The sequence below is a fragment of the Treponema putidum genome (assembly GCF_024401155.1).
GTDB classification, from domain to species: Bacteria; Spirochaetota; Spirochaetia; order Treponematales; family Treponemataceae; genus Treponema_B; species Treponema_B putidum.
In genome coordinates this window covers 2601315-2624156 of sequence record NZ_CP038804.1, presented here as the reverse complement: position 1 = coordinate 2624156, position 22842 = coordinate 2601315, and the positions used below count along the sequence as shown (strand labels likewise).

The 22842-nt window shown below is 36.1% G+C and carries 20 protein-coding genes; 4 read left to right on the top strand and 16 right to left on the bottom strand.

Annotated elements, in window-relative coordinates; translation table 11 throughout:
• Window positions 1-45: 45 nt before the first annotated feature.
• The 7 genes from E4N74_RS12035 to E4N74_RS12005 form a co-directional block, all read right to left on the bottom strand.
• Window positions 46-1398 carry an McrC family protein gene (locus tag E4N74_RS12035; protein WP_255817959.1) on the bottom strand — a complete coding sequence of 451 codons (1353 nt, stop codon included), beginning with the start codon at window positions 1396-1398 and terminating at the stop codon, window positions 46-48.
• Between the two features lie 5 nt (window positions 1399-1403).
• Complete coding sequence (locus tag E4N74_RS12030) at window positions 1404-2912, bottom strand: McrB family protein (protein WP_255817957.1); 1509 nt, start codon at window positions 2910-2912, stop codon at window positions 1404-1406.
• A 180-nt stretch (window positions 2913-3092) separates the two neighbouring features.
• Window positions 3093-3737, bottom strand: a complete 645-nt coding sequence (locus E4N74_RS12025; RefSeq protein ID WP_255817955.1) for an endonuclease/exonuclease/phosphatase family protein — start codon at window positions 3735-3737, stop codon at window positions 3093-3095.
• 242 nt (window positions 3738-3979) lie between these two features.
• The gene (locus E4N74_RS12020; RefSeq protein WP_255817953.1) at window positions 3980-4390 is read right to left on the bottom strand and encodes a putative toxin-antitoxin system toxin component, PIN family; all 411 of its coding nucleotides are present in this window, start codon (window positions 4388-4390) and stop codon (window positions 3980-3982) included.
• Window positions 4387-4635: an AbrB/MazE/SpoVT family DNA-binding domain-containing protein gene (locus E4N74_RS12015; protein ID WP_002666876.1), complete on the bottom strand. Its 249-nt coding sequence runs from the start codon at window positions 4633-4635 to the stop codon at window positions 4387-4389. The genes E4N74_RS12020 and E4N74_RS12015 overlap by 4 nt, the downstream gene beginning before the upstream one ends.
• Window positions 4636-4872: 237 nt before the next feature.
• Window positions 4873-6108, bottom strand: a complete 1236-nt coding sequence (gene fabF / locus E4N74_RS12010) for a beta-ketoacyl-ACP synthase II (RefSeq protein WP_044978377.1) — start codon at window positions 6106-6108, stop codon at window positions 4873-4875.
• A gap of 159 nt (window positions 6109-6267) precedes the next feature.
• Window positions 6268-7920 (bottom strand): AMP-binding protein, encoded by a 1653-nt coding sequence (locus E4N74_RS12005; protein ID WP_044978376.1) that lies wholly within the window; start codon window positions 7918-7920, stop codon window positions 6268-6270.
• Between the two features lie 104 nt (window positions 7921-8024).
• Here E4N74_RS12005 and E4N74_RS12000 point away from each other — a divergent pair, with 104 nt between their 5' ends.
• Entirely contained in the window at window positions 8025-9092 is a 1068-nt protein-coding gene (locus E4N74_RS12000; RefSeq protein ID WP_255817950.1) for a biotin--[acetyl-CoA-carboxylase] ligase, read from the top strand.
• Window positions 9093-9144: 52 nt separating this feature from the next.
• On the opposite strand, the gene E4N74_RS11995 is transcribed toward E4N74_RS12000, so the two are convergent.
• The gene (locus tag E4N74_RS11995) at window positions 9145-10452 is read right to left on the bottom strand and encodes an ABC transporter substrate-binding protein (protein WP_255817948.1); all 1308 of its coding nucleotides are present in this window, start codon (window positions 10450-10452) and stop codon (window positions 9145-9147) included.
• A gap of 55 nt (window positions 10453-10507) precedes the next feature.
• Here E4N74_RS11995 and E4N74_RS11990 point away from each other — a divergent pair, with 55 nt between their 5' ends.
• A complete protein-coding gene (locus tag E4N74_RS11990; RefSeq protein ID WP_044978374.1) occupies window positions 10508-11158 on the top strand; it encodes a Crp/Fnr family transcriptional regulator in 651 nt (216 codons plus the stop codon).
• Window positions 11159-11202: 44 nt separating this feature from the next.
• On the opposite strand, the gene hcp is transcribed toward E4N74_RS11990, so the two are convergent.
• Window positions 11203-12834: a hydroxylamine reductase gene (gene hcp / locus E4N74_RS11985; RefSeq protein WP_044978373.1), complete on the bottom strand. Its 1632-nt coding sequence runs from the start codon at window positions 12832-12834 to the stop codon at window positions 11203-11205.
• Between the two features lie 78 nt (window positions 12835-12912).
• The gene (locus E4N74_RS11980; protein WP_255817946.1) at window positions 12913-14526 is read right to left on the bottom strand and encodes an ATP-binding protein; all 1614 of its coding nucleotides are present in this window, start codon (window positions 14524-14526) and stop codon (window positions 12913-12915) included.
• 102 nt (window positions 14527-14628) lie between these two features.
• Between E4N74_RS11980 and E4N74_RS11975 the strand changes: the two genes are divergently transcribed.
• Together E4N74_RS11975 and E4N74_RS11970 are read left to right on the top strand one after the other, a co-directional pair.
• Window positions 14629-16050 carry an alpha-L-fucosidase gene (locus tag E4N74_RS11975; RefSeq protein WP_255817944.1) on the top strand — a complete coding sequence of 474 codons (1422 nt, stop codon included), beginning with the start codon at window positions 14629-14631 and terminating at the stop codon, window positions 16048-16050.
• A complete protein-coding gene (locus E4N74_RS11970) occupies window positions 16050-16850 on the top strand; it encodes a putative ABC transporter permease (protein ID WP_255817943.1) in 801 nt (266 codons plus the stop codon). The genes E4N74_RS11975 and E4N74_RS11970 overlap by 1 nt, the downstream gene beginning before the upstream one ends.
• Window positions 16851-16901: 51 nt before the next feature.
• Here the strand turns inward: E4N74_RS11970 and E4N74_RS11965 are convergent, their stop codons facing one another.
• From E4N74_RS11965 to E4N74_RS11940, 6 genes are all read right to left on the bottom strand, one after another.
• The gene (locus E4N74_RS11965) at window positions 16902-17159 is read right to left on the bottom strand and encodes a hypothetical protein (RefSeq protein WP_255817933.1); all 258 of its coding nucleotides are present in this window, start codon (window positions 17157-17159) and stop codon (window positions 16902-16904) included.
• 131 nt (window positions 17160-17290) lie between these two features.
• Window positions 17291-18064 carry a hypothetical protein gene (locus E4N74_RS11960; protein WP_255817931.1) on the bottom strand — a complete coding sequence of 258 codons (774 nt, stop codon included), beginning with the start codon at window positions 18062-18064 and terminating at the stop codon, window positions 17291-17293.
• Window positions 18065-18100: 36 nt separating this feature from the next.
• Complete coding sequence (locus E4N74_RS11955) at window positions 18101-20221, bottom strand: methyl-accepting chemotaxis protein (RefSeq protein WP_255817929.1); 2121 nt, start codon at window positions 20219-20221, stop codon at window positions 18101-18103.
• Window positions 20222-20411: 190 nt separating this feature from the next.
• Complete coding sequence (locus E4N74_RS11950) at window positions 20412-21197, bottom strand: ABC transporter permease (RefSeq protein ID WP_255817927.1); 786 nt, start codon at window positions 21195-21197, stop codon at window positions 20412-20414.
• Window positions 21198-21215: 18 nt separating this feature from the next.
• Window positions 21216-22016 carry an ABC transporter permease gene (locus E4N74_RS11945; RefSeq protein ID WP_255817925.1) on the bottom strand — a complete coding sequence of 267 codons (801 nt, stop codon included), beginning with the start codon at window positions 22014-22016 and terminating at the stop codon, window positions 21216-21218.
• 15 nt (window positions 22017-22031) lie between these two features.
• Entirely contained in the window at window positions 22032-22817 is a 786-nt protein-coding gene (locus tag E4N74_RS11940) for an ABC transporter ATP-binding protein (RefSeq protein ID WP_338113398.1), read from the bottom strand.
• Between the last annotated feature and the right edge of the window lie 25 nt (window positions 22818-22842).

The following is a 22842-nucleotide window of genomic DNA, read 5'->3' as shown; positions in this document are numbered from 1 at the left end:
CGGCTTTTACAATCTCTTTTACCATTTGTACGTAAATCGATTTTATCAGAATTCATCTGAATTTATCCATCTTCTTAATTTTGATTCCATTTTTTTTCTTATTTTTTCTGAAAACTCCGAAAAAGTGCTGCAATTTTGCGGAATATAAAAAGGACATAGGTAAAGCATCCCTCCAATTCCCTGTATTTCTCCTAACTCATTTAAAATTGTCTCATTTTCATTTTCAGATGGATATATGTAACCTCCCTTCATAGTTTTTATAATATGCATATATGCTATAACTTGGGCTAAATCATCGGAAGGCGGATTCCTTTTATCAAAAGGTTTATATTTTGCATCAAGCACAAAGTCATCTCTATAAAAATCAGGAATAAATCGGCCGATATTATTGGTTAAAACAGATATACTCCCTACTCCTTTTCTATTTTCAGGGTGAAAAAATCCGATTTGTTTTAATATTGTTGCAAGGTATTGTTCCCAAAGCCATGAAACATCAAATAAAATTCCATATACACGATTCTTCTGCCGTGCAAATTTTATTTTTTTATTTTGAAGAATTTGAATACATAATTTTTTTAGCGGAACATAATAGGTAAAATATGGATGGTTTTGTTTTTTTATAGCAACAGCTATTATTTTTTGTCTTTCACCTGAATTGTAAAGAGTCGTTGCCATTTTGATTGTTTTGACAGCATCACGAATTTCTTGAGAAGAAGTTAAAATACCGGCAATATCTTTTTTGGCAGATATATATTCAATCGTGTGCCGTATAAGTTCTGTTGTTGTATTGTCATAAGAATATTCTCTTGTTTTGTATGTAATCTTTCCTTCAAAGGGAATATTTTTTTGAATATGACGGGAAATCTCAATGACGCCCCTGACGTTTTCATCATTTTTATGAAAAGTTTTATATTCTTTATACATGCCTTGAGAGAGAGCTTTTTGCAAAAGCCGTGGGAATATATAAATAAGTAAGTTTAATACACTTTCTTGTGAAGATGAAAAATTGAGGTTTGTAATATTAAGGTTTAATACTTTTTGAATCATGTAATGAAGAAAAAAATCTTCTTCGTTTTTTGCAAATCGTGAGGTTATGGAAATATCAGTATCATTTATGCCAATGAATCCCGCTATATTTTCCGTAGAAAAAATATAATCTTCTTCCTTGTCTGATTTTGTAAGGCTTCCGAGTTTTGACTCTTTTAGTAAGTCTGCGGAATCTTCCAACTTTGTCGGAAATATCAAAAGGTTTTCCTCCGTTGAAAGTTCTGCAAGCGTTTTATTTGAAATTCTTTTTATATCACTTACGGCGGCCTTAAAATCAGTTTCTCCATATTCTTGATTAATGACTTGCAAGCGTTTGCCGCCGTTATTGTCTGTAGTCTTAAAAATAGCCATAAAAATTATTCAATATTTATCATATCAAAAGCATTCTTTAATAATTCAAGATTGCTTTCTTCATTTCCGCTTCCTTTTAAATATTCAACAAGAAGATCATGCAATGAATTTTCCCAAAGTTCATCAGAAGTTTCCATGTCATCATCCAATTGCTTAAAGTAAGCAGCTCCTATATGATATGCAGAATTAAGACCGTCAATTTTGCTTATTGCATTGTTAAGGCTCTCCATACGTGTTTTTGTGTTTTCTGAAAGCTCAAAATTTTCCGCACTTTGAGCTGCCGTAATTTCTTTAAAAGCAAACCTTCGTCTCATAGCAAAATCCATGCTTTCAACGCTGCGGTCAATATCGTTCATTGTACCGATGATGTAAACATTTTCGGGAACATAAAAACCGTCTTCAAAAATATCGCCTGTTTCAACAAGATTCTGATACTGTGTTTTTACAAGTCCTTTTTTACCACGGTAACCGGGATCAACGGAAAAGAAAAGTTCTCCAAAAATTTTACTTATTTCTCCACGATTGATTTCATCAATAATAAACACGAAAGAGGTTTCTTTTATCTGTTCAGTTTTTTTATGAACGGCTTTTTTACAGAAAGCCTTAAAGGCTCCATCCTTGCGTTCAAACATCATGTTAGTTTTATCGGTATTATTTACAGGCCTTAAGCCTTCAACAAAATCCGTATAGTCATAACTTGGATGAAACTGAACAAATTCCGTTTCCGCATCCATGAGTTTAGCTATCTGTTTTGCAAGATATGTTTTCCCCGTTCCGGGAGCACCGTGTAAAATTATATTGTGATGCTTTTTAAGGAAATTTTTGTAATTTTGTATATTTGTTTTGAGGATTAAATCATTTGTATCAGGTTCATCCTCTTCTTGTTCAGTATTATCTTTTTTTGCTTCCAGACTATTTTCCCAAATACTCCATAATTCATCTCCTTTTTGCCATATAGTTTTTTTAGAATCAGTGTTTGAAAGTATAATTTGCTGCATTTTTGAAATGGGACTGTTAATAGTGAAATTGTTATCATATTTATTTGCTAAATATAATATTGCTTTTGGTAAATAAATATTTAGCAGTTTTTTATTAGAGTATAAAAAAGCAATTTTCCATTTATATGCATCGCCTAAATCAATTAAATCTATTTCTTCAAAATGACCTTTTTGAGATGCTTCAATAATTCTGATTATATTTGAGTGTACATTTTCATAGGCTTCCTGTCGATCTTTCCCGTATTTACTATACCAAGCATATTCATTGTCGGATAAAGTTCCATTTCTCCCCTTTATTTTACCGCCTATTTTAAATATTCCAAATTTATAAGCTGATCCGCCCCATATTGAGCCTAGCTTTTCTGTTTTTTTCTCAACCCAATAACAAAATGAGTTACTCCTCTCCGTATTTGTATATTCTTCCAAAGTTAAATTTCGTACTCTTTCTAAAGGAAATTCATTGTTGAATTCTTCATAAATTTTATCCTTTTCTCGTTCAATAACATCAGTTAACATTTATTCATCTCCATTCTATATAAGATTTTTTAATATGCCGGAAAAATAAAAATAATTTTATTTTTCATCTATGTTTTATTAAATGAATATCAGATTAATGTGTGTGTCAGGTTATTCTTATATATTAAGCTCTACCTCCAAAATCGTATGATCGCTATATTGCTTAACTTTACCATAATTTCAAGAAAATGTTTCACCTATATTATTTGACAAATCCTTGCTGACAAATATATGATCATCTTGATAATGATTTCTTTCAGCCATATTATTTCCAAAAAATGTTTGTGTGTATTTTGGTATACATTCATGATACTGCGCTTTTATGCTATTGAAAGTTTTCAAGAAAAAACCCTTATACATTTCAATATCAGCATTAAAATCTCCACCAATGATAAATTTACTAATGCTATCATTCATTATTTTATTATTGAAGATTTGTTCAATATGGTTTCTAATTGAATAAATATCATCAGGCGAAGTATTAGTATGTAAACTACATATAGTGAAAATATTATTATTAAACATTAATTCTGCAAATACTTGTTTTCCATTTATACTTTCATTATCTACATACACATTATCGACATACAATTCAGTAACATTCTTAAATGAACTTTTCTGTAGTAGATCTTTGCTGATATATACACATGTTCCCCATTTTATCGGGTCCTGAGCTCTGCAAGTATGGCTTTCCAAAAATACCGTTTGCTCCTTATATAATTCAGGAACAACGGTTTCTTGAAGTAATGCTATATCAGGATTTATTGTATTTACTAAATAATCCCAAGCTAAATCATGGTTATCTTTCTGTTGCCAGTAATTCATATTCCAACTAATCAATTTCATCGTATTCCAATTCCTTTGCCGCCTCTTACACACATTAGGCCTACACCTATCCTACCTCAAAAAATCATCTTTTTCAACTAACAAAAAACCGTTCAAAATTTATATGTACGCATATGCCATTAGTCTATAAGTTTTCTATCTCGGATAATTTTACAAAATATACAATTATCCATTTTAATTTTATCCTCCGGTTTTTAAAATTATTTTCACCCCTAAATATATCAATATTTTTCTGCAATCAATTCGAAATATTTTGATGGTGTAAAAATTAATGGTTTATCAATTTTTACATCTTCAAAATCCTTGTCTCCCGTAATCAAAATATCTGAATCAGATAAAATTGCAGATACAAGAACCGGCAAATCTTTTATATCCCGAACTTTTGGATATTTATTTTCATCAATTGTATCGGGACTCTTAAATTCTTCAAAAGTAATTCTATCAAAGAAAATACCCAATAACTCTTTTTTAAATGGAAATTTATTTTCAAAAACTTTTTTGCATTCTTCCTTTGTATATGAAGAAATTATTACCGTATGATTTTCAAGCAAATGAGAAAAAACTTTAGCAACCTTACCATCAGGGAAAAGTATCGCAGAAATCACAATGTTTGAATCTATGAAAATCCTCAACTCTTTTTCCTTAGCTCTTTAATATAAGCAATAACGTCATCTTCTGTTTGAAAGCCGGCTTTTTCTGCTTCTCCTTGCATTTGAGTCTGAATATTTGCTAAAGTTATTTGAGAAGCATTTGTAATATAAACTTTTCCTCTGCTTTCTTCAAAAAAGACTTTATCGCCGGTTTTTAATCCGAGCATATTTCTTATTGCAAGCGGAATTGTAATCTGACCCTTAGATGTTAGTTTTGCAAGTTCCATAAAACGCCTCCTTACTTTCCTTACTTATATTATTATATAATAATTAATTACTTTCTGTCAATAATTTGTATTAAATCTTTTTATCCTACTTTATTTGAAAAATTTATTCTTATGAAGTCTTCGATTTCTTTTTCTTTTAGAATTGCACATTTAACTTCGGTACGGAAATTCCGAGGGCCAAAGTTAAATGTGTTGTTTCAGTTTTAGCTTATCTAATTAGAGTTTTTTAAAAAGCCCTTACTTTATCTTTTTGAAGACGGCGACGCCGTTATGGCCTCCGAAGCCGAGGGAGCCTGAGGCGGCACAGTTTATTTCGCCTTTGACGCCCTTATTCGGAACATAGTCCAAATCGCAGCCGGCTTCAAGGTCGGGTTCGGTTAGGTTGATGGTCGGGGGATAAAATCCTTCTTCCATTGCCTTTATACAGAAGATGGCTTCAAGAGCTCCTGCGGCACCTAAGCAGTGGCCTATCATCGATTTGGTTGAAGAAACCTTCATTTTATACGCATGGTCTCCGAAAGCTTTTTTAATCATGGCCGTTTCTGCAGGGTCGTTAATCGGTGTCGAGGTTCCGTGAGCATTATAGTATTGAACTTCTTCAGGTTTTACGCCTGCATCGGCTAAGGCCTTGGTGATGGCCAATGCTCCTCCGTCACCTGAGGGGTCGGGGCTGGTTAAGTGGTAGGCATCGGAGGAAGCTCCATAGCCTGCAAATTCCGCATATATTTTAGCGCCCCTCTTTTTTGCGTGTTCATATTCTTCAAGAATGAGAATGCCTGAGCCTTCGCCCATTACAAAGCCTGAACGCTTTTTATCGAAGGGGCAGCAAGCCTTGGCAGGATCGCCTGAGGCAAGGGTTTGCAAAATCGTAAAACCGCTTATGCCGAAACCGGTAATTGTTGCTTCCGTGCCGCCCGATACGCATACATCAAGCCTTCCTGAGCGGACAAGATCTAAAGCATTTCCGAGGGCATCGGTACCGGAAGCACAGGCCGTAGCCAATGTCCAAGACGGGCCCTTTATGCCGAACTGCATACTTATGTTTCCGGCGGCCTCATTCGGAATAAGAAGAGGAACCGTCATAGGGGGGATACGATCCGGAGCGACTTGAAAGTATTTTTTAAAGGCCTCTTGGTAGATTTCAAAACCGCCTATACCGTTTCCAAGTATGATACCTGTGCGGTTTGCATCGATGTTTTCTTTTGAAAGGCCTGCATCCTTCATTGCCTGTGAAGCTGCGGCTACAGCAAATTGAGTAAACCGGGCCATTTTACGGGCATCTTTTTTATCCATAAATTGTGAGGCGTCGAAGTTTTTTACCTCTGCCGCTATTTTAATTTTAAAATCAGAGCAATCAAATTGGGTAATGTTTCCTATTCCGCATTTACCTGCTTTGATTCCTTCCCATGTTTCATCTAGGGTGTTTCCAATGGGGGTTACGGCACCGAGGCCTGTAATTACAACTCTTCTCATATAAACTCCTATTTTGCGTAAATTTCCGCATTTTTGTACTCTTTGGTTAAAGAATGTTTTTTATGTCAGTCTGTTCAACAGCCTATAAACAAAGTGTACTTGCTTACAGCCTCTCTGTCAAGGCCGATTTTTATCTGTTTTTATCTGTCCTACTTTTTATCAAGCCATTCGATTCCTTATGGCTGCCCTGCTTATCTTCCCGTTGTGAGTCTTGGGCAAAGTTTCTACAAATTCTAGAGAACGCGGAGCCTTGTAGAGGGCTGCATTTTTTTTTGCAAAGAACATAAGCTCTTTTTCCAAGGATTGGCTAGGCTTATAGGTTTTGTTTAAAACAACAAAGGCCTTTACTGCCTGCCCTCTTTTCGGGTCGGGCACGCCTGTTACTGCACATTCAAAGACTGCCGGATGCTGGAGAAGAACCGACTCCACCTCAAAGGGGCTTATACGGAAACCGGAGCTTTTTATAAGGTCATCTGTTCGGCCTTCAAACCAAAAGTAACCGTCTTCATCCCTATAGGCGGCATCTCCAGTATGGTAAACTCCGCCCTTAAAAACCTCGGCCGTTTTTTCCGCATTTTTATAATAACCGCCGAACATTCCGAAAGGAACCTTTTTATCCAAACGCAAGATTATTTCTCCCGATTCTCCTGCCTCGCAGGAAGAACCGTCGGGGCGGATAATATCTATCTCATAGCCGGGGGCAGGTTTTCCCATTGAGCCGGGTTTAATTTTCATGCCCGGGAAGGTTCCCGTTGTGAGGGTAAGCTCTGTTTGGCCGTAGCCTTCTCTAAGGTCTATTCCGGTCTTTTCTTTAAAGGTATTAAAAATATCCATAGTAAGAGCCTCACCCGCCGTTGTACATTCTTCCAATGATGATAAATCATAATCTTCTATCTTTTCGCGGATTAAGTACCTGTAAACCGTCGGAGGAGCGCAAAAGGAGGTTATCTTGTATTTTGATAGTTTTTCGAGCATGTTTTTAGGGATAAACATTTTCATATCATACACAAAGACGGAACATCCGCAAAGCCATTGACCGTAGATTTTTCCCCACATAGCCTTTGCCCAGCCCGTTTCGGCAACGCTTAAGTGCCTTCCGCCTTCTTTGACGTTTTGCCAAAATTTAGCCGTTGCAATGTGTCCAAGCGGATATAAAAAATTATGCTCCACCATTTTGGGATTGCCCGAAGTGCCTGAGGTAAAGTACAAGAGGGCAGTGTCTTTGCCGCAAGGATAGGCATCTCCTTGGGGAGATGTAAAATCATCGCTCATATTTTTTACAAGTTTATCAAAGGAAATCCAGCCTTCCATTTCGTCATGAACCCATACGAGAAGGGGCTTATTATAAGCGGATTCGGCAGCTTTTTGAATTTCTTCTTGTAAATTTTTTTCTTGTACGGCCATGACCATTTTTATATTGGCGGACTGAATACGGTATTCGATATCATGAGAGGCAAGCTGAACCGTTGCAGGAACGGCTATGGCTCCGATCTTGTGCAGGGCAGGAAGAACAAACCAAAACTCGTATCTTCTTCGCAAAAAAAGAAGAACAGTATCGCCTCTTCCTATTCCCATAGCCTTAAAGAAATTAGCCGCTTTGTTTATCTGCTTTGCTAATTCTGCAAACGAAAAAATCCTTTCTTCGGTTTCATCGCACCAGACGAGTGCCTCCGTTTCGGGATATTCTTTCGCCATTCTATCTATGACATCATAAGCAAAATTAAAATTTTCCGGAGCTTTGACTGAAAAAGAATTATGTACGGTTTCCCAGTCGTCGCTTTCAATATAGTTTATGTATTCTTTATAAAACATAGCTTCACCTTATAAGATAATAGACAAGGCTGTTTAAAAAAAGTTGCAATAGAAAAAAAAACAAAAATATGATAGAATCCCGTTCGATTTTTAATGGAGAGTTTATGTCAAGGACAACGAGCGATATCCTTTTGGATATGCTTATAGAACAAAGCGGAAGGCCTCTTTCGGGCGAAGAAGCGGCACTACACTTAGGGCTTTCGAGGGTTTCCGTCTGGAAGGCTGTGCAAAAACTAAGAGACGAAAGTTATGATATTCAAGGCGGAAAAAATAAGGGCTATATTTTAAGCCCATCTTCCGATGTATTAAACGCTTTTTTAATTGAAAAAAATTTATCTTCTTTTGCCCGGTCTGTTTGTAAGGGAAGAATAGAAGTTTTTAAGACAATAGATTCCACTAACACCGAAGCAAAAAGGCGTTTAAATTCCTCAAACAATGCCGAGTCCCTTCACGGAACGGTTCTTTTTGCCGAGCATCAAAGTGCCGGAAGGGGCCGCTTTTCACGCAGTTTTTATTCGCCGAGGGGCGCAGGTTTATATTTTAGCCTGATTTTTTGTCCATCAATTCCGGCAAGGGCTGAAAAGGAAGTGCCGGATACAGCTCTTTATACGGTGATTTCGGCAGTTATCATCTGCCGCTGTTTAAAGGCTCTGGGCTTTGCTCCGCAAATAAAATGGGTAAACGATATTTATCTTAACGGAAAAAAAATCTGCGGCATTTTAAGCGAAGGTATAATCGATATGGAAAGTTCTTCTATGCAAGCCGTGATTATCGGTATTGGCCTCAATGTAAAAGAGTCAAATTTTCCTCCCGAGCTTAAAAACAAGGCCGGCTCTCTTTTTGTCGAAGCAGGCAAACTTTTTACTGAAACCGGCACATCTTTTACCGAAGCCGGAACTCTTTCCTTTAGCCGGAATGTTTTAGCTTCTTCCATTATATCAAGCCTGATTGAAGCCCTTTACGGCTTGCATTCTCAAGGCAATCTAATGGAAGAATATAAAAGCCTCTCCCTTCTTACCGGAAAAAAGGTAAGAGTTCTGCCCTTTGCTGGAGTCCCTTATAAAGCCTTGGTTTTGGGAATCAGCGATTTAGGTCACCTTATTATAGAAACCGATGACGGCAAAAAAAATGAGTTAGTTTCCGACGAGGTTAGTTTGAACCAAGTGGAATAGTATTTACTATTTCTTTTTCTTTGCCTCACTTTTTTTGCCAAATAACATAGGTTTAAATTTTTCCGGCTGCCGTTTCAAAATCGGTTTTGATTTTTTCCAATAGAGTTCCTATATCGTTTTGATAAATAAAATCCCAACCTACCCAAGAAAACTTTTTATCCTCTCCTAAACGGTTATCGACATCGGGATTAGTTGACGGAAAAAAGCCGCTTTCAGAAAACACCTTTCCGGTCTTTTCTGAAAGAAAGAAGTCTGCAAAGGGCTTAGTTAAAGCTTCACTTTCTTTTTTTACAAGCATAAAAATAGGAGCTGCTATAGCCCCGTCTTTAGGCCAAACCGTTTTTAATGCCGAATCCTCTTTTATCATCTTTGAAAAAAAGTATGGGCTTATGCTTACGGCAGGAGGCTCATTTACAACGGAGTTTGCTTTTTTTAAAACAAGAGAGGCTTTACCCTTTACCATTTGAGCCGGATGAAGAGAGGTGCGGCATGCCCTGCCTAGTTTTTTTATGCCTTCATCTCCGAAACGGCTGTAGATATTTAGAATTACAGAATTAAACAAATCCAAATCGCTGAAAGGAATTGCCGCAGAATTTTCAAATTCGGGTAAGAGGAGGTCTTCCCAAGTTTCGGGCATTTTTCTTCCCCTTAGCATCTCGGTATTTACAATCATTACTGCGGGAACTACTCCGATAATTCCATAATTTTTTCTACTGTCTCTAAGATCGATATAATCATTACAAAAATCCTTATTCATTTTTTCGATTGAACAATGAAAATCTTTATTCTCGATAAAGGAGCCCATGAGTTTTTTATCGAAAAAAAGCTCAAATCCTGCAGAGAGGAGAATATCGGGAAGATTTTCTTTTTTCCCTGTTTGAGCTTGCTTTATTATCCAGTCGATTCCAAGGTTTGCAGAACGAAGATCATAGCTGATTTTGTAGTTTTGTTTTTCAAGCTCTTCTTTATTTTCTTCAATATACTTGGAATGAAATTCTTTAAAGGCTTCAAGCAAGGGAATTCTTATAGGGCATGGAAGCACTCCCTCAATTCTTATATTTTTTTTGCCGTCATCATACCCGGTATTTTGTGCATCTTTATTTTCTAGGCTTAAATCTATTTTGGCAAAATCAGTATTTTTATTTTGTTCGATAATTTCGATAAGCTCTTTTTCGCACGAATCAATATCAAGGTTCTTCGATAAAAGAGCTTTTTCAAGACTAATCTTTTTACCCATTATTTTACGCATAAGGGGATTGGTAAGAGGGGTAAAGCCTTTTCCTGCCAAGTATCTTATTGTTTCAGGAAAGCGTTCTGTAATATCAAAAACGCTTTCATCCATATTAAAATATTTATTCATTATAATCCTCCGATATATAATCAAGTTAAAATTAAAATAACCCGAAATTAAAAGTATGAATCCTATTTTTAAAAATATATCCGCCCAAGAAACGGAAAAATATTTAAAAAATACCAAGGCCAAAACCCTCAACTATAAAAAAGATGCCTTTATCTTTTTTGAGGGCGATATCCCTTCTTTTATCTTTGTTTTAAAATCGGGTATCGTTCAAATCGAAAAAAACACCGCCGATGGAAAGCGGTTGATTGTAAACCGCTTTGAACATCCCGGTACGGTTTTTGCCGAAGTCTATGCTCTTTTAGATTCGGCCGTATATGATTATTCATGCCGTGTCATAAACGATGCTGAAATTCTTTGTCTCCCCATAGAAGGAGTTTTTGGTGCCGAAGTTTATTCCGAAACTCATTTTAAGGTTTTAAAGAACCTATTAAATATTTTAGCTCATAAGGCTTATTTTTTAAACCAAAAGCTCCTTATCTTTTCTTCATTCAGTCTTCGTCAAAAAATAGCCCTCTATTTATTGCAGCAGGCTAAAGGAAGCTCAAAGGTTGAGCTAAACCTAAACAGGGAAGCTATGGCTGAATACTTAGCCCTTCCTCGTCCATCTCTTTCCCGTGAGCTTATGAACATGCAAAAAGACGGTCTTTTAAAAATCGAAAAAGATACCATCATTGTCAACCTTGATAAGCTCGAAGATTTTAGCTAAGGGCTTATCAGAAAAAGCCCTTAGTCTGTCACTCGATTATGTTTCTAGCCGAAGAAACGTTTTATATCATCTTCTATTGAAGATATTCCCGATAATCCGAATTTGCTTATTAAAACCTCCTTTACATTGGGCGAAAGGAAACCCGGAATAGTAGGCCCAAGATGTATATTTTTTACACCTAAGAATAATAGCGCCAATAGTACTATGACGGCTTTTTGTTCGTACCATGCTATATTAAAAATTATAGGTAAATCATTAATATCGCTTAGGTTAAATATTTCCTTCAATTTAAGAGCAATAAGAGCAAGCGAATAAGAATCATTACACTGCCCTGCATCCAATACCCTTGGAATTCCGTTTATATCTCCAAGATTTAGTTTATTATACCTATATTTTGCACAACCTGCTGTCAGAATCACGGTATTTTTTGGAAGAGCTTCTGCAAAATTTGTATAATAAGATCTCGTTGTGTGTCTGCCGTCACAGCCTCCCATTACTATGAATTTTCTAATATCCCCGTTTTTGACGCTTTCGACAATTTTATCGGCAAGAGCAAAAACTTGGGCGTGAGCAAAGCCGCCTATAATCTTTCCGGTTTCAATTTCCTTAGGCGGCGGGCAAGATTTTGCCTTTTTTATAATTTCGGAAAAGTCCTTATGTCCGTTTTCATCGGCTTCGATATGAACACAGCCGGGATGTCCTGCTGCATTTGTAGTATACATTCTTGATACGTAGGAAGCCTTTGTAGGAATTATGCAGTTGGTTGTCATAAGGATGGGGCCGTTAAAACTTTCGAATTCGGAAGCCTGCTTTGCCCACGAATTACCGTAATTACCTGCAAGATGTTTATATTTTTTTAGTTTTGGATAATAATTTGCAGGCAGCATTTCGGAGTGAGTATAAACATCAATACCGGTTCCCTCGGTTTGCTCAAGGAGCATTTCTATATCTTTTAGATCATGACCTGACACAAGGATGCCAGGATTATTTCTTACACCTATCGAAACTTCGGTTATTTCAGGATTGCCGTAGCTGCCTGTGTTGGCGCTATCCAGCAGAGCCATTCCCTTAACTCCGGCCTCTCCTGTCTTTAAGGTAAGCGAAATAAGTTCATCAACACTTAAATTTTCATCTATGAGCATTGAAAGCGTTTTTTGAATAAAAGCATCCACCTCTTCATCTTCATAGCCCAAGGTGTTAGCATGTTTTACGTAGGCACATAGCCCCTTTAGCCCATAGATAATAAGTTCTTTTAAGGAACGCTTATCCGGATCTTTTGTCTGCAAAACACCTATTGTCATGGCCTTGCCCAGCCTTTTCGGTATATCCGAGCCAAGATGTGCTTCAATCTCCGGATCAAGGGAGCGGTTTAAAGAACTATACAAATCATGGATTGCTTTAAGAGTAATATTTATTCTGTTGTTGATTGCCTTTTCATCAAAATTTGCATTGGTTATTGTAACAAAAAGGTTCGTGCTTACGATGTGGTTAATTTCTTTTTCAACCTTAATCCCTTTTTCCCTCATATAACTCGTCACCTCGGAAAGTTTTTTTGTTCCCCAGATGAGAAAATCCTGCAATCCTGCAACTAAGGGGTTTTTCCCGCATACTCCTACCCTTACGCAGCCTGAATTTTTAAATGTCTCCTGACATTGAAAACAAAACATAGTGTCCATAGTATTCTCCTATTCAAAGGTTTAAATAAATTATAGTTATTCTATGAATAGAAGTCTGTAACGAATGTTACGCAGATGTTACATTTTTTCGGTTTTCCAGTCTTTTATGGTGAGCTCTTTTTCATCAAAGGAGGAACCGATTAAGACAATTTTTTTACCGCTTGATTTAAAAGGTGCTGCATAGCCTTTTTCTTTTATCTGTGCTACCGCATCTTCCGAGCTTCCATTTCCGTCAAGTTTAAATTCAAAGATATAAATCGTATCGGCCGTGTGAACAATACAATCCGCTCTTCCGGAAGCACAGTGTATTTCGGTTTCAACAAACTGTCCCATCAGCTTAAAAATCAAATAAACGGCAGTCTGATAATTTTGCTCTCTAAGCTTTAACTTTTCTTTGGGAAGATTATCGTAAGGAATACCGGCAATTATAGACTTCATTCTTTCCATAAAGCCGTCCACATTTCCTGCCTTTACATCTTCGACAAAACGCCAAACGGAAGAAGCCGTTTGATCAGCACGCAAAGAAGTATAGTCCGGCAAAAGATTTTTTAGAAACCCGTAGCGGACCTCATCATTAGGAAAACCTAACCTGTAAAGGGCTGCTTCTCTTATATATTCTTTTATTGTTAAATATCCTGCCTGAAATAAAATCGGAAGAGGGTTCTTTGTGTCGGCTCGGTAATCGGATAAGCCGGCCTCATCAAGCTCAATATTCCCGTCTAAGTCGGGAATATTATAGTGAGCATCTTTTAGATAATTTACCAAAAAGGTCGGAGTTCCTGTTGCAAACCAATAGCTTCCAACATCCTTTGCAGAAAAAGCGTTTAAAAGGCTGAAAGGATTATAAACGCTCTTTCCTTCTTTTGCAAAAAGATACCCGTCATAGCGTTTTTTTAAAAGACTTAAACATTCGTCATAGCTTATTTTTTCTTTGTCTGCCAAGACCTGAATTTCGGGGCAAAATACAGCCTCTAATTCTTCTTGTGTTATACCGCAAAGGGCAGAACAATCTTCGTGAAGGCTTATGTCCTGCAAGTTATTTAGGTCACTGAAAATACTTATCTTACTGAATTTTGTTACTCCAGTTAAAAATGCAAACCGGATGTATTTATCACAAGTTTTTAAAACCGAATAAAAAGCTTTGAGTGTGCTTCGGAATTCATCGTTTAGTGTTGCATTTACATACATTGTCTGTAAAAGGGGCTTATCATATTCGTCTACTAGGATAACTACCTGTTTGCCGGTTTTTTCATAAGCTCTATTGATGATACCGGCAAAACGGGCGGCCAAGCCGTCATCCGTTTTATTGCTCCCATATATTTTTTCAAAATCGGTAAGATGATAATTTAGAATCTGCTTTACACCTTCTTTTTCGTCATACTGCCCCATATTAAAATCCAAATAAAGGACAGGATATTGAATCCATGCTTCAGTTCCTTCGTTTTTAGTTCTGTTTTCTTCGGCTTTCTCGATATACAATCCCTGAAACAATTCTTTCTTTCCTAAAAAATAGGCTTCAAGAGTAGAAAGAAAAAGGCTTTTCCCGAAACGGCGGGGGCGGCTTAAAAAATAAACCTTGCCGAAATTGGCAAGCCGGAACACATATTCCGTCTTATCTGCATATAAAAAATTTTTTTTGCGTAAATCTTCAAAACTTTGTACACCTATAGGTATCTTCCGAGAAAAATCCATCGTTTTTTGCCTCCCCAAATAATCGTTGATAAGTGCTTATTCTTCATTCCCTTTATTTATTATATATTATAATTTATAGTGGTTCAAGTATTGATCAATTTTATGGGCTTGTCTATTTTTACTCACTTGAAATCTCTCATTCTATCTTATATACTCAATATTATGAAACCGGATAAGATTATACAGTGGCAAAAATTAGGTTTCGGAATGTTTATTCATTACGGGCTTTATTCTTTATGCGGAGGTGTTTGGAAGGGTGAACCTATAAAGCGCGGTTACAGTGAACAGATTTTAAGTCACGGTAAAATTCCTAAAGAAGAATATAAGGCCTTACAAAATAAATTTACCTGTAAAAATTTCGATGCGGAAAAAATATGTGCTCTTGCAAAAGCTGCAAGAATGAAATACATAATTATCACAGCAAAGCACCATGACGGATTTTGTCTTTTTGATACAAAGACTACCGATTATAATTCTATGAAGGCACCTGCAAAAAGAGACCTTGTTGCAGAACTTTCTAACGCATGCAAAAAAAACGGTTTAAAGTTCGGGCTTTATTTTTCTTGGATAGATTGGGACTGCGAATTTGCTCTTCCTATAAGCGATCATAACAGCGATAAAATTCCGCCCAAGCATCAAAAACTTAATCTTGAGCAGCTGAAAGAGCTGGTTACAAATTACGGCCCCCTTTGTGAGCTTTGGATGGATATGGGCTTTCCTACGAAAAAACAAAGCGAAGAGGTGAAAGCTCTTGCTCAACAACTTCAGCCTAACATGATGATAAACGGCCGTATATGGAATGACTGCGGAGATTTTTGCACCATGGGAGATAATAAATTCCCTGATAAAAGTTTAAATGTTCCTTGGCAAACACCTGCTTCCATTTACCATGAAACATGGGGCTACCGTTCATGGCAAAAACGGGACGATAAAAATAAAAAAGCGCGGGAGCTTATAGAAAGCCTTATAAGGGTAAGAGCTATGGGAGGCAATTACCTTTTGAACATCGGCCCTAAAGGAGACGGAGGCGTTGTCGCTTTTGAATCGGAAGTCTTAAAAAAGATAGGCAACTTTTTTAAATCAAAAGCTCTTTCTCAAGGGTGCGCAAAAAAACTTTGTAAAGAATTAAATTTAGTTCTCCCCCAAGATTTTATTACAGAATTAAAAGATAAAATAAACGAAATCCCATTTACAAAAAAATTGTACCGATTTACGGGAAAAGATTATTATTCTTCTCATTTTATTTGTACGGAACTTGAAGTTAATCTAAAAATTTCAAAAGACGTGAATAATAAAACTTTGTGGACAATATATTTGGTCAGAAAAAAGCCTTTATCCCAAAATGAAGTTTTAAAAATAAACGGGAATGAATTTAGCTTCCCCTCAAATAAAAAAGAATTGGAAATTTTTAAAAACATAAAAATAGAAAAGCCTCTCAAAATTTCAGTATCTACAAGCGGAGCACCTTCATTGCGTAAGGCCTTAAAACAGGATAACTTAATTTTGAGAGTAGGAGGAAAATGATGGCATTGGATTATTTGATTTTATATTTCACTATTTACAGTTTTATCGGATGGTTTTGTGAAGTAGTCTATTGCTCGCTTTTACAAAGGAAGTTTGTGTTAAACCGAGGAATGCTTTACGGACCTGTATGTCCCATATACGGTTTTGGGGCTTTGATTTTAATTTTTTCGCTAAAAAATTTAATCCCTTATCCTATAGTTTTGTTTTTTGCTGCCGTACTTTTGACAAGTGCTCTTGAATATGCTGCGAGTTTTATTTTAGAATATTTATTTGATACCCTTTGGTGGGATTATTCAAAACACAAACTGAATATTAACGGAAGGGTTTGTGCCCTTAATTCGACGCTTTTTGGAATATTGGGGCTTGCTTTAATGTATATAGTAAATCCTTTTATTTCAAAATATGTAAATCAAATACCCGATCTATTTATCTTGATTATTTCAAAAGCCTTACTTTTTATTTTTATTGCCGACTTTATTTTTACGCTTAAGGCTCTGATCGGTCTCCATGATGCGCTCTTACATATTAAGACTTTGACAGAGAATTTTTATGCACATCTTGAATCGCTTGATATACATGAAAAAATAAGCGAAAGCAATATTGCAGAAAGTTTTAATCTTCTGCGTGAAAAACTAAAACAAGACGGATATTCCGCTTATGAAAAAGTACAGGAACAACTTAAACTTATTGCTGAAAAAAACAAGGGGCATATTTTATCGGCCTTTCCGAATATGAGGCAAAGAAGAAATAATTTACACTTAAAACTTTTAAAATATTTTAAGGAGAAGAGGGGAGAATAAAAAAAGAGGAATAAAATTCAAAATTATCATTGATGATATATCTTAAATAGCTTATAATTGTTTTTTGTTATAAAATTGTAAATAATAGATAATTTTCGAAAGTCTTAAACTTGTATATGCCAACTCTGCTTCTTGTAATTCTAGCTTCTGCAAACTACATTCTACTTCGCTAATGTACCCAGATGAGTACATACTTTCTGCTTCTAAATTGCGCAATTTAAGCGCTTCTATTTTACTATTTGCATTTTTTATTTGTTCATCAAGCATTTTAAGGTTGTTACGGATTTGTATTGCTTGCAAAAGTAACATAATGGTTGCCAACTGACGTAACAACATGTGCAATAAAAGGCAGCTTTACATCATTTGGAATTTGTTTTTCTTTAGAGATAACGCCTCTACAGTCAAATGAAGACGTTAATTACTCTGAAAGAAACTAATAATTACTCCACTGTTTTTATTTCAATAGTTTTCATAAAATCTTCACTTATTTTATACAATTCCCGTGCAGTTTCACTTTCGATTGTACCGTCAATTATCTTTTTTACAAATTCATCATGTCCAGTTTCGCCTGAAGGCATTTCTTCTTTCCAGTCTCCATTTTCTTCAAAGTACTCTGGGGCTTCTTGTTTGAATTCATCAGCGCCCCTTGAAAAGGTACATTCTAGCGTATACATGGGCGTTGTTGTATAATAACTCATTTGAAACATAGAAATATCAGGTGCAAATTGCGAAACCCGAATGTTTCGTGCAAATTTGTGACCATTCACTTCAACAGCCCCTCTAGCAGTTCTCAAATCTTGCGGTAAAGTTGAAACAGACAAAACAGCTTTTGCATATTCTTGAAATGTTTCTGGCAGTTCGAATTTAATGGAATCATCTATATAGTTTTTTTGAATGAGCTGTACATAAAAATTCAAACCATTTTTTAATTCAGCGTTAATATAATAATAACCTTCTTTGTCATTTGGCATTAACCTGTATTCTCCATTGTTAAAAGAAATTTTTGTAATCTCTTTTTCGATAAGAGCAATCCATGGTTCTTCTGTTTTAGTTTCAACACCTGTTGAATTTTGTACAACAGTGCTTGCTTCGTTTTGCACTTCTGTTGCAGTTTCTGTTTCCCTTGTAATGCTTTCGTTCGTGCTTACCTCAGTGTTTTTACTGCACCCAAAAAGCATTCCTAACAATGCCAATATAAAAGCCAGTTTTTTCATAAAAATCTCCCCGTACAAATTTATTCCTCTCTATTTTTAGACTCTAAATTTTTCAACCTCGTTTACGAGATTGCCGATATTTTCTTTATTTTTTTGAGTGATGATGTTGACTTCTTGAGTTGCCTCATTTATTTGAAGAGCACCAGCTGACATTTCATTCATACTTGCAGTGATAACTCTTGTAAGGTCATCAAGTTTTTGCATTTCATCGGCAACATTTTTTCCTCCCTCAAGCATTTCGGCTGAGCCGTCATTTACCTGAGAAGTTATTAAATTGATATTATGAATTGCCGTCAAAACTTCACGGCCGCCGTTTTCTTGCTCTTTCATTGCAAGCATAAGAGTCTCACTCATCTTTTTTACCTGCTCCGATAAGGCAAAGATGCTGTCAAATTTTTCTTCAGCCAATTTTGAAGAAGATGAAAGGTTTTCAATTTCTTTGCTTAAAATTTTTAAAGTTGAAGTTATTGTTTTTCCCTGTGAGCTTGATTCTTCTGCGAGTTTTCTAATTTCGTCGGCAACAACGGCAAAACCTTTTCCTGCTTCTCCGGCATGAGCGGCTTCAATCGCTGCATTCATAGCAAGCAGATTTGTTTGACTTGCAATATGCTGGATAACGCTTGAAGCTTCCAAAAGACCTCCCGATTCTTCCGAAATTTTTTGAGTTACGGTATTTGATAGTAAAAGAGTCTCTTTTCCTTCAGCCGTAGCTTCTGCAAGATTTTTGATTGCTTCATCCGTTTTTACAAGATTCTGAGTTATAGAACTTATGTTACCGACCATTTGCTCTATTACCGATGAGGATTCGGCTACACTTACGGCTTGAGATTCTATCATGCCGTTTAATTGTGTAATGGTTTTAATGATCTGTTCGATAGTCACGGATGTCTGGGTAACGCTTGCCGCCTGTGTAAGGGCTTGTTGTTTTACACCTTCTATGTTTGTACTTATTTGGTGAATAGCACTAGCCGCTTCAATCATATTACTTGCAAGTTCATTTCCTGTTTGTTCCATTTCTTGTGTTCCGGCTCCTACCGTTTTGATTGAGTTTCCGATTTTTTCAATTGTTTTATTAAAGTATTTTGACAAATCGGTTATTCCATCATTTCGTTTAACCGGTAAGCGTACCGTTAAATCTCCGTCACCGTCGGCAATATTTTTAAGAGCGTGAACTGTCGATGTAATGGGTCTGACTATTGTAAGGGCGATAATAACCGTAAGTATAATAGACACAATCAATATGATAATGCCTATAATTCTGATTGTAATTTTTAAAGGCCGGAGACTGCCGGTAAGTTCACTAACAGGAGCACTGACTATTATTTTCCATTTTGTCGTTTTCATAGGAGAATAAGCGGCAATTTCCTCTTCTCCTTCATATACAAATCTATCTAAACCGGCTTCAGAAGATGCCAAAACTTTTTGTTCAAAATCGGCAATGCTTTTAAGTTCAGGGTCGGATACGGCTTTTTTAATGCTGTTCTCTTGTCTTTTAACCAGTTCTATGTCCTTATCAGCAATCGTTGTTCCTGAAGCATCAATAATATAACAACCTCCCGTTTCTCCTATTACGATGTCGTCGATTAGATTGTTAAGATCTAAGCCGTTAACTGCGGCACTAAACACGCCTAAAATATTGTGTTCATCATCATAAATAGGTACGGAAAATATAATTTGAAGTTCACCCGTTGTACGGCTTATAAGAGGCTCAGAAATAAAATTCCTGCCTTTAATAGCCTCCTTATACCAGTCCCGATCACCGACAAAAATGGAAGTTCCGTCAGGAGAATATCTTATACCGTTTTTATCGGAAACTCCAAAGTATTCTATCGTTTTATTCCGCTCGGCATCTTTTTGTAATGCTATTACTTTCTCAGAAAAATTAAGTTTGGAATCACGTAGTATCGGGATACGTGCAAGGCCTTCCAAAAAATATAACAAGGCATTGGCCCGGCCGTCGACAATTTCTGCCGTATCCTTTGCCTTCATTATTAAAGCCTCTTCAATTTTTTCCATTAAGGCTTTTCTTGCTACAAATAAAGCAGAGGCTCCCATTGTAAATCCTCCTATCAGGATTAACCCACCAAAAAAGAAAACTAATTTTCTTAAGATAGAAAACCGTCTTCCCTCCTTCTGATAATTTTTTCCACTTACCATATTTAGAGTTCCTTTCAAGTATTATTTTAAAAACTATTTGTAATTGATTTTTATTGAATATACATTAAGAGTCGGAAAATATAATTTTACACTAATTTTTTTATTTTTACTAGGCGTTTATGCAATAAATAAATGAAAAATATTATAGTAGAGAAAATTTATAAAATAGAAATTTATAGCCGATAGGTTTTTACGAGCCTGTAGATTTGTATTTAGAAACCCCGAGCCGCCAAAAAAGATAAGCAGGAATCAAAAACAAAAATGAAAGAAGGGGTAAAAAGGCGAGACAGGGATTTTTGTATTTATCGAATAAGAACAAAAGCGGATAATATTGAAAAAGAGCATAAGGAATTATAAAAGTGCAAAAGCGTAAAATTTTATTTCCGTATATTGAAACAGGGTATGAGGCAAATGTTCTGGCTCCGTCGGTAAAGATATTCATAAACTCAAGGCTTTGTATGGTAAAAAAAGAAATAGCTGCATAGATTAAAAAGAGCCCTGAAAATACTGCTATGCCTCCTAAGAGCATAAAGAAAACAGTCAGAACTTTTAAAAAAGACCAATCTATATTTCCGAATCTTATGCCGTAAAAAAATAAAACAACGGCTATGAGCAATCTTCCTATCCTTGAAAATTCGAATTTACTTCCCAGTACTTGAAGGGGTAAATTTCGGGGACGCAAAAGAAGTCTGTCAAAGTCTCCGGTTATAATCAGTGTAGAAAATGAGTCAAAGCCTCTTGCATAGCTTTCGGTAAGGGCAAAACTTAACTGCATTATTGAATAACAAAAAACAACTTCGGCAAAGGAAAATCCTTTTATGGACTGAAAGCGCGCAAATAAAAAATAAAGAGCTGCCGCGCTGTTACATGTTAAAAGAAACTGACCCAAGCAGGATAAAAAAAATGAAGCCTTGTATTGCATTGTACTTTTTAAAAGAATACCTAGATATTTAAAATAAAGTTTTAAGCCTTTCATAATTATCCTAAATTTTAATTAGCCTCCTTGCACTACCAGTTTTTTTTCTGCAGCTCTTGCAATAATTTTTCCCGATAAAAATAAAACGAGGAGCCAGAAGACTTGTAAGAGTATTTTTTTACCTGCATCGGCAGGTAAAATATCGTAAGAAAAAATTCTTAAAGGAATATTTTGAATTCCCGTAAAGGGAGAAAATTCCAAAATCTTTTTTATTGTTTCAGGAAAAAAAGGAATAGGGATTATCTGCCCCATGAGCATCTCGGAGGCCGATAAAAATACTATTTGAAGCCCTTTGGGAGAAACAGTAAAAAAACAAAGCACATATATCAGGCAGGTAAAGGCTGCTGCCGTGCAAAGCCCCAATATCATAGAAGCTATAAATATAAAAAAGGTAATAGGATCGGGCATCATAAGACGGTAAGGCTGAGGTAAAATTGAGGCAATTATTAAAACCGGAAAACATCTTAAAAGACCTCTTGCAAGTCTTAATGCAACCGAGCGGGTAAACCAAAGATTGTATATGTTTATCGGTTTAGACATTTGATATGCGATAGAGCCCGAAACAATCGAATCGGTTATATCACTTTCAAATGTCCACATTGCAAAAAACGCTAAGAAGGCCTGCTGCATCCAAATATAAGAAACAAAAGCAGAAAAGCCCATAGGAAAATTTTCCGGAGAGGATTCATAAAAGGCTTTAAATAAAATGATATTTAAAGTTCCCCAAGCAAATTGAGTTGAGATACCGGCAAGAGCTGCTGCCCTGTATTGTAAGTTTGCGATAAAACGTATTTTAAAAAAAGAAAGATATTTTTTCATAAGCCGTACAGCCCTTTAACAATTTTTTTTATAAAACTCGGCAAGGCTTTCATCCAAAGATAAGGAATCCTTCTTAATGTCTTTTAATGTGCCGTCTAAAAGAATCTGTCCTTTGTCTATTAAAATAATACGCTCGGTAATTGCTTCGATATCCTGCATATCGTGGGTTGTTAAAATAATAGTCGTTTTATTTTTTCTGTTCAGTTCCGAAATAAATTTTCTCACCGTCAATTTTGAAAGAGCATCAAGTCCGATTGTCGGTTCATCCAAAAAAAGAATTTTGGGACTGTGTAAAAGCGAGGCTGCAATTTCGCACTTCATCCTTTGGCCTAAAGAAAGCTGACGGGCAGGTGTTTTGACAATTTCTTTTAATTCTAAAAGATTGATCAGCTCTTCCAAATTGTTTTGAAAAAGATTTTGAGGCACAGAATAAATATCCTTTAAAAGCTCAAAGGAATCTATAACGGGAATATCCCACCACAGTTGAGTTCTTTGCCCAAAAACTACGCCGATGTTTTTTACATATTCCACTCGCTTTTTCCATGGAACAAGACCTGCAATTTCACAAGTTCCCGAATCGGGAGTAAGGATTCCGCAGAGAACCTTTATGGTAGAACTCTTTCCGGCTCCGTTCGGGCCGATGTAACCTACGGTTTCTCCTTCGTTAATTGTAAAAGAAATATCATCTAGGGCTTTTACATACTCAAACTCCCTCGTAAAAAGAGCTTTTGCCGCTTCTTTTAAGCCCTTATTTCTCTTTGCTACCTTGTACGTTTTGCAAATATTTTGAACCGTAATCATTTTTTCTTCCATTTTTAAAAACGAA